This window comes from Roseovarius pacificus (genome assembly GCF_900142665.1).
In the GTDB taxonomy this organism is placed as follows: domain Bacteria; phylum Pseudomonadota; class Alphaproteobacteria; order Rhodobacterales; family Rhodobacteraceae; genus Roseovarius; species Roseovarius pacificus.
This window is the reverse complement of the sequence record NZ_FRBR01000001.1, coordinates 549,465-562,065: the sequence shown is the minus strand read 5'-3', so window position 1 is coordinate 562,065 and position 12,601 is coordinate 549,465. Positions and strand designations below refer to the sequence as shown.

Annotated in this window: 11 protein-coding genes; 10 read left to right on the top strand and 1 reads right to left on the bottom strand. The window is 64.1% G+C overall.

The genetic code is table 11. The features are described from left to right. The first annotated feature begins 29 nt into the window (after window positions 1-29). The 5 genes from BUB53_RS02710 (at window position 30) to BUB53_RS02690 (ending at window position 5,542) form a co-directional block, all read left to right on the top strand. Window positions 30-695: an HAD-IA family hydrolase gene (locus tag BUB53_RS02710; protein ID WP_073032411.1), complete on the top strand. Its 666-nt coding sequence runs from the start codon at window positions 30-32 to the stop codon at window positions 693-695. Window positions 696-798: 103 nt separating this feature from the next. Then, on the top strand, window positions 799-1,998 hold the full coding sequence (locus BUB53_RS02705; protein ID WP_073032399.1) for a DegT/DnrJ/EryC1/StrS family aminotransferase: 1,200 nt from the start codon (window positions 799-801) through the stop codon (window positions 1,996-1,998). A 261-nt stretch (window positions 1,999-2,259) separates the two neighbouring features. Continuing rightward, a complete protein-coding gene (locus BUB53_RS02700; protein ID WP_073032397.1) occupies window positions 2,260-3,423 on the top strand; it encodes an isovaleryl-CoA dehydrogenase in 1,164 nt (387 codons plus the stop codon). Between the two features lie 81 nt (window positions 3,424-3,504). Beyond that, complete coding sequence (locus BUB53_RS02695) at window positions 3,505-3,966, top strand: lysozyme inhibitor LprI family protein (RefSeq protein WP_073033688.1); 462 nt, start codon at window positions 3,505-3,507, stop codon at window positions 3,964-3,966. 16 nt (window positions 3,967-3,982) lie between these two features. Then, entirely contained in the window at window positions 3,983-5,542 is a 1,560-nt protein-coding gene (locus BUB53_RS02690) for an AMP-binding protein (RefSeq protein WP_073032395.1), read from the top strand. Window positions 5,543-5,616: 74 nt separating this feature from the next. On the opposite strand, the gene BUB53_RS02685 is transcribed toward BUB53_RS02690, so the two are convergent. Then, window positions 5,617-6,231 carry an OmpW/AlkL family protein gene (locus BUB53_RS02685; protein WP_073032392.1) on the bottom strand — a complete coding sequence of 205 codons (615 nt, stop codon included), beginning with the start codon at window positions 6,229-6,231 and terminating at the stop codon, window positions 5,617-5,619. Window positions 6,232-6,386: 155 nt separating this feature from the next. Here BUB53_RS02685 and BUB53_RS02680 point away from each other — a divergent pair, with 155 nt between their 5' ends. The 5 genes from BUB53_RS02680 to BUB53_RS02660 all read left to right on the top strand — a co-directional run bounded on the left by BUB53_RS02680 (window position 6,387) and on the right by BUB53_RS02660 (window position 12,578). Beyond that, window positions 6,387-7,991, top strand: a complete 1,605-nt coding sequence (locus BUB53_RS02680; protein WP_073032390.1) for a carboxyl transferase domain-containing protein — start codon at window positions 6,387-6,389, stop codon at window positions 7,989-7,991. 39 nt (window positions 7,992-8,030) lie between these two features. Further along, a complete protein-coding gene (locus tag BUB53_RS02675) occupies window positions 8,031-8,993 on the top strand; it encodes an NAD(P)H-dependent flavin oxidoreductase (protein WP_073032388.1) in 963 nt (320 codons plus the stop codon). Between the two features lie 117 nt (window positions 8,994-9,110). Beyond that, window positions 9,111-11,066, top strand: a complete 1,956-nt coding sequence (locus tag BUB53_RS02670) for an acetyl/propionyl/methylcrotonyl-CoA carboxylase subunit alpha (protein WP_073032386.1) — start codon at window positions 9,111-9,113, stop codon at window positions 11,064-11,066. Next, complete coding sequence (locus tag BUB53_RS02665) at window positions 11,063-11,731, top strand: glutathione S-transferase family protein (RefSeq protein WP_073032384.1); 669 nt, start codon at window positions 11,063-11,065, stop codon at window positions 11,729-11,731. Before BUB53_RS02670 ends, BUB53_RS02665 begins: the two co-directional genes overlap by 4 nt. Further along, on the top strand, window positions 11,724-12,578 hold the full coding sequence (locus BUB53_RS02660) for a hydroxymethylglutaryl-CoA lyase (RefSeq protein WP_073032382.1): 855 nt from the start codon (window positions 11,724-11,726) through the stop codon (window positions 12,576-12,578). The genes BUB53_RS02665 and BUB53_RS02660 overlap by 8 nt, the downstream gene beginning before the upstream one ends. The last annotated feature ends 23 nt before the right edge of the window (window positions 12,579-12,601 follow it).

The window sequence follows — 12,601 nt, the reverse complement described above, 5'->3', positions numbered from 1 at the left end:
CGCATCTATGCAAAAAAGGGCAGGTGGCGATGCGGACGGTTGTTTTCGATCTGGACGGGACTTTGGCGGATACCAGCGCTGATTTGATTGCGGCGGCAAATGCCTGTTTCCGCGCCATGGGTGTGGGCGATCAGCTGGATGTGCGGGACGACGCCGCCACGGCGTTTCGCGGGGGCCGCGCGATGCTCAAGCTCGGGCTGGAACGTCTGGGGCACACGGAATGCGAAACCGAAGTGGACCGCCAGTATCCGCTGCTTTTGCAGGCCTATGAGGCGGCTATCGACACGCACACGCTGCTGTATCCCGGTGCGATGGACGCGGTCGAGGCGTTGCGCAGCGCGGGTTACAGGGTGGCGATATGCACCAACAAACCCGAGAAACTGGCGCATTTGCTGATGACCCGGCTGGGGGTTCGGGACGCCTTTGGTGCGCTGATCGGAGCGGATACCTTGCCCGTGCGCAAGCCCGATCCCGAACCGTTGCGCGAGGCGGTGCGCAGGGCGGGTGGAAACCCGGAGCGCTGTTTGCTGGTCGGGGACACCGTGACCGATCGTGAAACCAGCCGGGCGGCGCAGGTGCCGTCGGTGTTGGTGACCTTTGGGCCGGACGGGCACTCTGTGGCCGATCTGATGCCGGACGCGTTGTTGAGCGATTACAGCGAGTTGCCGGATATCACCCGCCGGTTGATCGGGTAGGGCGTTCGATGGTTGTGCAGGGAATGTTCGGGAATACCGAACTCTGCATGCGCTTTGCGGTAAACGGATTGACCGCGCAGGTTTTGCCCCTCAGAACAGGGCCATGACTGAGATATTCAAAGGTAATTTCACCCAGCAGGAGCCGATCCCCGAGGACGGGATTGCCGCGGCGCTCGAGGTAATGCGCAGCGGTCGGTTGCATCGCTATAACCTTGCCCCGGACGAACCGGGGGAAACGGCGCTTCTGGAACGGGAGTTCGCCGCCTATACCGGGGCGACATACGCGCTGGCGGTGGCGTCGGGCGGGTATGCTTTGGCCACCGCATTGCGGGCTGTCGGCGTCCGGCCGGACGACCGGGTGCTGACCAATGCCTTTACGCTGGCCCCGGTGCCGGGGGCTATCGCGAGTGTCGGCGCGGTGCCGGTATTTGTCGGCGTTACCCAGGAATTGACGATTGACCTCAACGACTTGCAGGGCAAGGCGGATCTGGCCGATATCCTGATGCTGAGCCATATGCGCGGGCATCTGTGCGACATGGAGCGGCTGATGCGCATCTGCGATGATGCCGGGATAACCGTGATCGAGGATTGTGCGCACACCATGGGCGCGGCGTGGAAGGGGCGTGCTTCGGGGCGGTGGGGCAAGGTGGGGTGCTATTCCACCCAGACCTACAAGCATATGAATTCCGGCGAAGGCGGATTGCTGATCACCGATGAAGACGAGATCGCGGCGCGCGCCACGATCCTGTCGGGCTCTTACATGCTCTATGGGCGCAACGGGACGGTGCCGCCTGAGGACGTGTTCGAGCGGGTGAAATACGAAACCCCCAATGTTTCCGGGCGGATGGACCATCTGCGCGCGGCAATCCTGCGACCGCAACTGGCCCGGTTGGATGCGCAATGCGCGGCGTGGAACGACCGTTACAAGGTGGTCGAAGACGGCCTGCGCGGCACGCTGGGCCTGACCGTGGTGGAGCGCCCCGAAGAGGAAACCTATGTCGGGTCGTCGATCCAGTTTCTTCTTTTGGATTGGGGGGATAGCGCGATTGACGAAGTCATCGCGCGCTGTTTGAAGCGGGGGGTCGAGCTGAAGTGGTTCGGCGGGGCCGAGCCGGTGGGCTTTACCAGCCGCTATGACAGTTGGCGCTATGCGCCGAGCGAGGCGATGCCCGAGTCCGACCGTATTCTGCGCGGGATTCTGGATATGCGCCTGCCTTTGACCTTCTCCCTAGAGGATTGCGCATTGATTGCGCGGATCATCCGGGCCGAGGTGGGCGCTGTGTATCAGGCTGCGCAGGGCTGATCTTAACCTCTATGAACAAAACCTTGTGCCGCCGCGCCGCGGATGAGTCGGCACGCCGGAATTCCCCTTGTTAACAAGGTCAAAACCCCAAAATCGCCGTGTCGGTATCACGTCGGTAATGCATCGGTATCGCGTCGGTGCGCGGGGTCGGATCGGCCAGGGTTAACTGGCCGGACGCCACGATGGGATTGACCCGACTCGACTCTTGCGCCTATAAATGAACAAGTGTTCAATAAATGCCGGAAGCGGGAGGCAAGGCGGATGTTCAACGCGGTGATGCAATACGACCTGGGGGAGGATGTGAACGCCCTTCGGGACATGGTTCACAGATGGGCGCAGGAGCGCGTCAAGCCGATGGCGGCGGAGGTGGATCAATCCAACGCTTTTCCCAACGATCTGTGGAAAGAAATGGGCGAGTTGGGCCTGTTGGGCATTACGGTACCCGAAGAGTATGGCGGTGCGGGCATGTCGTACCTGGCGCATGTGATCGCGGTCGAAGAGATCGCGCGCGCCTCGGCCTCGGTGTCGCTCAGCTACGGGGCGCATTCGAACCTGTGCGTGAACCAGATCAAGCTGAACGGCAGTGACGAGCAGAAGGCGCAATACCTGCCCAAGCTGGTCAGTGGCGAGCATGTGGGCGCCCTGGCCATGTCCGAGGCGGGGGCGGGCAGCGATGTGGTGTCGATGAAGCTGCGCGCCGAAAAGCGCAATGACCATTACAAGCTGAACGGCAACAAGTACTGGATCACCAACGGACCGGATGCCGACACGCTGGTGGTCTATGCCAAGACCGATCCCGAAGCCGGGTCCAGGGGGATTACGGCCTTTCTGATCGAGAAAAGCATGAAGGGGTTCTCGACCAGCCCGCATTTCGACAAGCTGGGGATGCGCGGCAGCAACACCGCCGAGTTGATCTTTGACGATGTCGAAGTCCCGTTCGAGAACATTCTCGGCGAAGAGGGCAAGGGCGTGCGCGTGTTGATGTCGGGGCTGGATTACGAGCGCGTCGTTCTGGCGGGCATCGGCACGGGGATCATGGCCGCCTGTCTGGACGAGATCATGCCCTACATGGCCGAGCGCAAACAGTTCGGGCAGCCCATCGGGAATTTCCAACTGATGCAGGGCAAGATTGCCGATATGTATACGGCGATGAATTCTGCGCGGGCTTATGTGTACGAGGTCGCCAAATCCTGCGACCGGGGCGATGTTACCCGTCAGGATGCCGCGGCGTGCTGTCTATATGCCAGCGAGCAGGCCATGGTGCAGGCGCATCAGGCGGTGCAGGCCATGGGCGGGGCCGGATTTCTGAACGATGCGCCGGTGGCGCGGATTTTCCGCGACGCCAAGCTGATGGAAATCGGGGCGGGCACCTCGGAAATCCGCCGGATGCTGGTGGGGCGCGAATTGATGGGAGCCATGGGGTGAACCATTCTGGCCGCATCTGTGCGTCCGGGGCGATCCGTGATAGTGTGGCACCTGTCGTGCCGCATTGTTATGGGGGGTGCCATGCGCTGGATCGCACTGCTTTTCACTTTGATTTTACCTGCAATTTCTCATGCTCAATCCGCCAGCCGGTCGGATGTCGCACAGATCGAGGACTGCGTTCGCAACTATTCGAAAGGGGCTCCGCAGGAGAGGGTGATCGGCGGATGTGTCGGAATCATCGACGGTGCATGCCGCAGCAAGACAACCATAGAAATCGCCGAATGCATCATGCGCGAAACGGCAGCGTGGGACCATCTGCTCAATGCCTGGTGGAAGCCCATGAAGGCGCGGGCGCAGGCCAACGGCAACTGGGATCAGCTATTGGCCGTTCAACGGCAATGGATCAAGGAGCGGGATGCCGAATGTCAGCGCGCCTACGATTCCGCCGGAGGCGGGTCGATCCGGGTGATCTACGGTGCGGAATGCCAACGCGACCTGACGGCAAAACGGGCGGTGGAGTTCTATTACGCGCTGAACGAATAGAATCGCCGGGGCGGCCATGTTGAGCCGGGGTGACAGCTATGACGTGCTGACCGGCAAGTTCCGCTGGAACTTGCCCGGGCGGTTGAACATGGCCGCGCAGGTCTGCGACGATTGGGCGGCGGATCAGCCGGACCGGGTGGCGGTCATCGACCTGACGCAGGGGCGTCGGGAGACCCCCTATGGCGAGCTTAAACGCCTGTCGGACGGTCTGGCGCGCGATCTGCTGGCCCGTGGGGTCAGGCGCGGCGATCGTGTGGGCGTCTTGCGCAGTCAGGATGCGTGGTGCGTGGCCGCGCATGTGGCGATCTGGAAGATCGGTGCGGTGTCGATCCCTCTGTTCAAGCTGTTTCGTCACGATGCGCTGGCCAGCCGGGTCGGCGATGCCGGGGCGGCGTGGGTGATCTGCGATGCCGAGGGCGCGGGGATGCTGTACGGGATCGCGGGGGCCGCGCCGTTGATCTCCGAAGAATTGGCGTTGGACGTGGCCCCGCTGGAGCCGGTCGAAACCGGGCCGGAAGATCCGGCGGTGCTGATCTATACCAGCGGCACCACGGGCAGCCCCAAGGGGGCGCTGCACGGACATCGCGTTCTGACGGGGCATTTGCCCGGTGTCGAGATGAGCCACGATTTCCTGGGGCAGCCGGGCGATTGCCTGTGGACGCCTGCGGATTGGGCCTGGATCGGAGGGCTGTTCGATGTATTGATGCCGGGGCTGGCGCTTGGGGTGCCGGTGGTGGCCGCGCGCCTGCCCAAGTTCACGCCCGAGGATTGCGCGCGGATCGTGCGCGAGGGCGGGGTGCGCAACGTGTTCTTCCCACCCACGGCGCTGCGCATGCTCAAGGCGGCCGATCAGCATATCGCGGGCCTGCGCAGTATCGCCAGCGGCGGCGAGCCCCTTGGGGCCGAGATGCTGGAATGGGGGCGGCAGGCCTTTGGCGTGACGATCAACGAATTTTACGGCCAGACCGAATGCAACATGGTGGCCAGTTCCTGCAACCAGCTGTTTCCGCCGCGTCCGGGGTGTATCGGGAAACCGGCGCCGGGGTTCGGGATCGGCGTGATTGACGACAGCGGCGAGGAAACGGATGGCGAAGGTGACATCGCTGTGCGTCGCGGCGCGGCCAGCATGATGCTGGGTTACTGGAACAAACCCGACGAGACAGCGGCTAAGTTCCGGGGCGCGTGGATGCTGACCGGGGATCGCGGGGTGTGGGACGATGGCTATTTGCGGTTCGTGGGGCGTGATGACGATGTGATCACCAGCGCGGGCTATCGCATCGGCCCCGCCGAGATCGAGGATTGCCTGTTGCAGCACGAGGCCGTGGCGACGGTGGGCGTAGTGGGCAAGCCCGATCCGCTGCGCACCGAGATCGTCAAGGCTTATGTGGTGCTGAAACCGGGTGTCGCGCCGTCCGACGAATTGGCGGAGGAGTTGCAGGGCTTCGTCAAGGCGCGGTTGGCGAGCTATTCCTACCCGCGTGAGGTCGGGTTTCTCGACGCCTTGCCGATGACCGTGACCGGCAAGGTGATCCGGCGCGAACTGAAAGCGCGCGCAACCGCCGAGGCCACGTCATGATGGCTTGGCTCATGCATATAGTGAAAGGGGCCGGCGCAATGGCCGGCCCCCTGACTTCACTGTCCCGATATGGATCAGAACTTCATCACGTAGGAAACGCCGACAATCAGCGGGTCGATCGAGACGGTGCCGATATCGGAGCCGCCGACGGTCACGTCGGTGTCGATGTCGATCCAGCGAATGTCGGTGCGCAGCGAGGAACGCTCGGTCAGTTTGAAGTCCAGACCGGCATGCAGGGCGATGCCCCAGCTGTCATCGAGGCTGACGGGGGTGCCGGTCAGCAGGCCGATGGCATTGTCGTCCCAGAAGGTGGTGTAGTTCACACCGACACCCACGAAGGGCGTGACCGACGATTTGTTGGTGAAGTGATAGTTGACCGAGATCGTCGGCGGCAGGTGCTTGGTTTTGACGATATTGCCAAGCGTCGGGTGGCTGACGGTGTGTTCGAACGGCCATGCCGCCAGAACTTCGACGCCGATATTGTCCGCGACGAAGTATTCGAAGGTCAGGGTCGGGCGCACGTTGTCGTCGACGCTGAGGTCTCCGGCCAGCGTGGTGTTGGTTTTGTCGGCGGGCATCACCGCGGCGAGGCCGAAGCCGAGAGTCATATCACCTTGTTCCTGCGCCAGCGCCGGTGCGGCGGCCGTGGCCAGGGCGGTTGCGAGTGTAAATGCGGTGATCTTTTTCATGGTCTTTCCATTCCTATGCGAGTGCTCGCGAACATGGTGGCCGCCCGGCAATTTCTCATTGATTCAGGTCAAATTGCGAAACGCTCGCCGCGATGCGGCATTAATGCAACATTCGGGGCGGTTTTATACCGGCCCCGACCACTCTGGGGGGCAACATGAAGCTTCAGTCCAAGGCAATTCCGTCGTCAGCCGAGTTTCAGGCCAATCGCGACGGTCATCTTGAAGCGATCCGCGTGGTGGAAGAGGCTGCGGCGCTGGCCGCAGCGGGCGGGGGCGAGGCGGCTCGCGAGCGCCATTTGAGCCGTGGCAAGATGCTGCCTCGCGAACGGGTGGCCAACCTTCTGGACCCCGGCTCACCGTTCCTCGAAGTCGGGGCCACCGCGGCGCATGGCCTGTACGATGGCGCAGCGCCTTGTGCCGGGGTGATTGCGGGAATCGGCCGGGTGCAGGGGCTGGAATGCATGATCGTGTGCAACGATGCCACGGTCAAAGGCGGCACCTATTACCCGATGACGGTCAAGAAGCACCTGCGCGCTCAGGAAATCGCCGAAGAATGCAATCTGCCCTGTATCTACCTGGTGGATTCGGGCGGTGCGAACCTGCCCAATCAGGATGAGGTTTTCCCCGACCGGGATCATTTCGGGCGCATCTTCTACAATCAGGCCAATATGTCCGCCAAGGGAATTCCGCAAATCGCGGTGGTGATGGGGTCCTGCACCGCAGGCGGGGCCTATGTTCCGGCGATGTCGGATGTGACCATCATCGTCAAGGATCAGGGAACGATCTTTCTGGCCGGTCCGCCGCTGGTCAAGGCCGCGACGGGCGAGGTCGTGACAGCCGAGGATCTGGGCGGCGGCGACGTGCATACGCGCCTGTCGGGCGTTGCCGATTATCTGGCCGAGGATGACGCGCATGCGCTGGCCCTTGCGCGCCGGGCGGTGGCCGGTCTGAACCGGGTGAAACCCGCGACGGTCGATTGGGCCAGCCCCGAAGACCCGGCCTATGATCCCGACGAATTGCTGGGCGTCGTGCCTGCCGATCTGCGCACGCCCTACGATATTCGCGAGGTCATCGCGCGGCTGGTGGATGGATCGCGTTTTGACGAGTTCAAGGCGCGGTTCGGGGAAACGCTGGTATGCGGGTTCGCGCATCTCAAGGGCTGTCCGGTGGGGATCGTGGCCAATAACGGCGTGTTGTTCTCGGAGGCCGCGCAGAAGGGCGCGCATTTCGTGGAATTGTGCAGCCAGCGCAAGATCCCGCTGTTGTTCCTGCAAAACATCACCGGCTTCATGGTGGGCCGGAAATACGAAAACGAGGGCATCGCGCGCCACGGTGCCAAGATGGTGACGGCGGTGGCGACGACCCGCGTACCCAAGGTGACCATGGTGGTCGGCGGCTCGTTCGGGGCAGGGAATTACGGCATGTCCGGGCGGGCTTATCAGCCGCGCTTCATGTGGTCATGGCCCAACAGCCGGATCAGCGTGATGGGCGGCGAACAGGCGGCGGGTGTGCTGGCCACGGTCAGGCGCGACGCGATCGAGCGCAAGGGGGGCGCATGGTCCGCCGAGGAAGAGGCCGAGTTCAAGCGTCCCACCATCGAGATGTTCGAGCGCCAGTCGCACCCTCTATACGCCTCGGCGCGGCTGTGGGATGACGGGATCGTCGATCCGCGCAAATCGCGCGAGGTTCTGGCGCTGAGCCTGAGCGCTGCGCTGTGCGCGCCTATCGACGAAACCCGGTTTGGTGTGTTCCGTATGTAATCGGGCATGGCTCTCAGTGGATGCAACAGGACAGGTGACATGAGCGCAGTTTTTACAACCCGATTGACCGAGCGGTTCGGTCTGGACGCTCCGATCGTGTCGGCCCCTATGGCGATGGCTGCGGGCGGGCGTCTGGCGGCTGCGGTCAGCGGGGCCGGGGGGCTTGGGTTCATCGGCGGGGGCTATTGCGATGCCGACTGGATCGATGAGCAGTTTTCCGAGGCCGGGAATGGGGCGGTGGGCTGTGGATTTATCACCTGGGCCCTGGCCGAGCGCGAGGCGGAAGCACCGGGGCTGTTCGATGCCGTGCTTGCCCGCAAGCCTGCGGCGGTGTTCCTGTCATTTGGCGATCTGTCGCCCTTTGCCGAACGCGCGCAAGCCGCAGCTGTGCCGGTATTCGTGCAGGTTCAGACGGTACAGGGCGCACGCGATGCTGCACAGGCCGGGGCCGATGTGATCGTCGCGCAAGGGAGCGAGGCCGGCGGCCATGGCGCATCGCGCGGCACGTTCAGCCTTGTGCCCGAGGTGGTGGATGCGGTGGGCGCGCGTGCGCTTGTGCTGGCCGCCGGGGGCATTGCCGATGGCCGGGGATTGGCGGCGGCGCTGATGCTGGGCGCCGACGGGGTGCTGGTGGGCACCCGGTTCTGGGCCAGCGACGAGGCGCTTGTCGCGCCGGGATTCCGCCGTGCGGCATTGGATGCGGATGGGGATCGCACGTTGCGCTCGTCCCTGCCGGATATCGCACGGGGGCTGAAATGGCCCGAGCCATATACGATCCGCACGCTTCGCAACGCCTGGACCGATCACTGGCAGGGCGTGCCGGGTGGTCCCGCGTCGGCGCAGGCGCAGGCGGGGTATGCCAGGGCTGTGGCCGATGGGGATGCGGCGGGTGCGCCGGGCATTGCCGGTGAGGCCGTTGGCCTGATCCATGAGGTGCGACCGGCGGGCGAGATCGTCGTGCGTATGGTCGCAGAGGCGCAGGAGGCCTTGGGCAAGTGGTGACGTGCCCTCTGCCTATCCTGATGCCGGTCCGTTCGGGGCCGACGCATGATGCCTCCGGCGGGAGTATTTGGGGAAAGATGAAGAGCGGGCGAAACCTGCCCGACAGGAGAGAAACCGATGTTTGAAACGATCCTGATAGCCAACCGCGGCGAGATCGCCTGCCGGGTGATCGACACCGCGAGGAAGATGGGAGTGCGCACGGTGGCGGTGTATTCCGATGCCGACCGGGCCGCGCGCCATGTGGCAATGGCGGACCGGGCCGTGCATATCGGTGGGCCGGCCCCCGCCGACAGTTATCTGCGGGGCGATGCGATCATCGAGGCGGCGTTACAGACCGGGGCGCAGGCCATTCACCCCGGCTATGGGTTCCTGTCCGAGAACCCCGATTTCGTCGAGGCGGTCGAAGCGGCGGGGCTGGCCTTTATCGGGCCGTCGGCCAGGGCGATCCGTGCCATGGGGCTCAAGGATGCGGCCAAGGTGCTGATGGAAGAGGCGGGCGTGCCGGTGGTGCCGGGGTATCACGGCGACAACCAGGACCCCGAGCACCTCTCGGGGGCTGCCGATGCGATTGGCTATCCGGTACTGATCAAGGCCGTTGCGGGCGGCGGCGGCAAGGGCATGCGGCTGGTGGAACGTGCAGGCGATTTTGCCGATGCGCTGGACAGCGCGCGCAGCGAAGCCAGGACCGCCTTTGGCAACGATGCGGTGCTGATCGAGAAGTTCATCCAGAAGCCGCGCCATATCGAGGTGCAGGTCTTTGGCGACGGGCAAGGCGCCGTCCATCTGTTCGAGCGCGATTGCTCGCTTCAGCGCCGTCACCAGAAGGTCATCGAAGAGGCCCCCGCACCGGGCATGACCGATGAGATGCGCGCGGCGATGGGGCAGGCGGCGGTGCGCGCCGCCGAGGCGATCGGCTATGCCGGGGCCGGGACGGTGGAGTTCATCGTGGATGGCAGCCGCGGGCTGCGCCCCGATGGGTTCTGGTTCATGGAAATGAACACGCGCTTGCAGGTCGAGCATCCGGTGACCGAGGCGATTACCGGCGTTGACCTTGTGGAGTGGCAGTTGCGCGTGGCCAGCGGTGAAGGGCTGCCCAAGTGTCAGGATGAGTTGCAGATCAACGGTCATGCCTTCGAGGCGCGGCTTTATGCCGAGGATGTGCCCAAGGGGTTCCTGCCCGCCACGGGGCGGCTGGCGCATCTGCGGTTCCCCGATGGGGCGCGCGCCGATACCGGGGTACGTGCGGGTGATGAGATATCGCCGCATTACGATCCGATGATCGCCAAGCTGATCACTCACGGGGCAACCCGTGCGGGCGCGTTGCGCCGCCTGTCAGCGGCGTTGCGGGATTGCGAGGTGGCGGGGACGGTGACCAATCTCGGCTTTCTGGGGGCTTTGGCCGCGCATGAGGGGTTTGCCGCCGGCGAAGTCGACACGGGCCTGATCGCGCGCGATCTGGATATGCTGGTGGTTGAGCCCGCGCCGGATACGCGCGATATCGCCCTGGCAGCCCTTGCCGCCATGGGCGTGCTGGATGCAACAGAAGGCGCGACGGGCTTCACCCTGTGGTCGCCGCTGACCCGTACGGTGCACCTGCATCGTCAGGGCGATGAGATTGCCGTGCGTGTTCAGAGCTTGTCGGCGGAGGCCCATGATGTGCAGATCGGTGACACCACGGTGGAAGCGCGGCGCGTGGGTGGGCGATGGCAACTCGATGGGCAGGCGGCCGCGAACGTGGCGGTGTCGGGGCATCTGGTGACGGTGTTCGACGATTACGGTCTGGACTTCGATATCGTCGATCCACTGGATCGCGCGGCCATGGCTGGCGGGGATCGTGATGTGATCGAGGCGCCCATGCCCGGACTGGTCAAGGCGGTTCTGGCCAAACCGGGGCAGGAGGTCAGAGAAGGCGACCGGCTGGCGGTGCTGGAGGCCATGAAGATGGAGCATTCGCTTCTGGCCGCGCGGGACGGCACGGTTGACGAGGTGCTGGTCGAAGAGGGCGCGCAGGTCGAGGCCGGAGCGGCCCTGATCCGGCTGGCCAGCGAGGACGAGGAAGGAGAGGCGGCATGATCACCCTGCATCATGTTCCGCAAAGCCGTTCGATGCGGGTCTTGTGGTTGCTGCACGAACTGGGTGTAGATTTTCAGGTGGTCGAACATGCCTTCGATAAATCCTTGCGCGCGCCCGAATTCCTGTCGCTGTCGCCGGCGGGGCGGGTACCCGCGCTTGAGATCGAAGGCGAGCGGATGTTCGAATCCGGCGCGATGGTCGAATATCTTTGCGAACGCTTCCCCGAGGCTGGGCTTGGCCGGTTGCCGGGCAGCATGGATCGCATGGCGTGGCTGGTCTGGGTGCATTTTGCCGAAACCGTCAGTCAGCATGTGGCGGCGCTGACGCAGCAGCATATCATGCTCTACGAAGATTCGATGCGCAGCCCGATCGTCATGAAGCTTGAGGCCGCACGATTGCGCAAATGCTATGAGGCGATCGAGGCGCGCCTGTCCACGCCTTTGGAAAATCGCGACTACCTGCTGACGGGCGGGTTCTCGGCCTGCGATATCGCTGTCGGTCAGGCTGTGTATATGGCGCGTCGCTTCGCGCGGCTGGAGGGCTTCCCTGAAACCGGAAAATGGTTTGAGCGGATTACCGAACGCGAGGGATTTCAGGCGTCGTTGCCGAGGCCGGAGAGTTCCTTGATTTATGAACAGGATTTCTATGAGGCATGGGATGGCTGAAACGGTCGAGATTTTCGAAGTAGGCCCGCGCGACGGGTTGCAGAACGAGAAGCGCCAGATCCCGACGGTGGACAAGGTCGCCCTGGTCGATTGCCTGAGCGGGGCGGGGTTCCGGCGTATCGAGGTGGCCAGTTTCGTCAGCCCGAAATGGGTGCCGCAAATGGCGGATTCGGCGGATGTTCTGGCCGGGATCGCCCGTGCACCGGGCGTGCGTTATGCGGCGCTGACCCCCAATCTGCGCGGGTTCGAGGGCGCGGTGGCGGCGAAAGCCGATGAGGTGGCGGTGTTCGGATCGGCCTCGGAAGGGTTTTCGAAGGCCAATATCAACGCGACGATTGAGGAAAGTCTTGAACGGTTCGCGCCGGTCATGGAGGCCGCGAAAACCGTCGGCTTGCCGGTGCGGGGGTATGTGTCATGTGTGACGGATTGCCCCTATGACGGGCCGGTCGCCCCGTCCGATGTGGCGCGTGTGGCGGCCAGGCTGTTCGAGATGGGCTGTTACGAGGTGTCATTGGGTGACACCATCGGGCAGGGCACCCCCGAAAGCATCGACGCGATGTTGCGCGCTGTCTGTCAGGCGGTTCCGGCGGACCGGCTGGCCGGACACTATCATGACACCGGCGGTCGCGCGCTGGAGAATATCGAGGCGTCGCTGGCGCGTGGTTTGCGGGTTTTCGATGCCGCTGTGGGGGGGCTGGGCGGATGTCCGTACGCCCCTGGTGCTGCGGGGAATGTCGCGACCGAGGCTGTGCACGATTGTCTGACCGCGCTTGGGTATGCGACCGGCCTTGACCGCGCGGTTCTGGACATGGCGGCGGACATGGCGCGTGCGATGCGGACCGGTTGAAGCCGGTCGCTCAACGTCGGGAT

What these genes read in the sequence shown, in the direction of transcription:
- BUB53_RS02680 (WP_073032390.1), top strand. Translation starts at nt 6,387, where the DNA reads ATGAAGCTTCAGTCCAAGGCAATTCCGTCGTCAGCCGAGTTTCAGGCC.
- BUB53_RS02675 (WP_073032388.1), top strand. Translation starts at nt 8,031, where the DNA reads ATGAGCGCAGTTTTTACAACCCGATTGACCGAGCGGTTCGGTCTGGAC.
- BUB53_RS02705 (WP_073032399.1), top strand. Translation starts at nt 799, where the DNA reads ATGACTGAGATATTCAAAGGTAATTTCACCCAGCAGGAGCCGATCCCC.
- BUB53_RS02695 (WP_073033688.1), top strand. Translation starts at nt 3,505, where the DNA reads ATGCGCTGGATCGCACTGCTTTTCACTTTGATTTTACCTGCAATTTCT.
- BUB53_RS02690 (WP_073032395.1), top strand. Translation starts at nt 3,983, where the DNA reads ATGTTGAGCCGGGGTGACAGCTATGACGTGCTGACCGGCAAGTTCCGC.
- BUB53_RS02710 (WP_073032411.1), top strand. Translation starts at nt 30, where the DNA reads ATGCGGACGGTTGTTTTCGATCTGGACGGGACTTTGGCGGATACCAGC.
- BUB53_RS02665 (WP_073032384.1), top strand. Translation starts at nt 11,063, where the DNA reads ATGATCACCCTGCATCATGTTCCGCAAAGCCGTTCGATGCGGGTCTTG.
- BUB53_RS02700 (WP_073032397.1), top strand. Translation starts at nt 2,260, where the DNA reads ATGTTCAACGCGGTGATGCAATACGACCTGGGGGAGGATGTGAACGCC.
- BUB53_RS02660 (WP_073032382.1), top strand. Translation starts at nt 11,724, where the DNA reads ATGGCTGAAACGGTCGAGATTTTCGAAGTAGGCCCGCGCGACGGGTTG.
- BUB53_RS02685 (WP_073032392.1), bottom strand. Translation starts at nt 6,231, where the DNA reads ATGAAAAAGATCACCGCATTTACACTCGCAACCGCCCTGGCCACGGCC.
- BUB53_RS02670 (WP_073032386.1), top strand. Translation starts at nt 9,111, where the DNA reads ATGTTTGAAACGATCCTGATAGCCAACCGCGGCGAGATCGCCTGCCGG.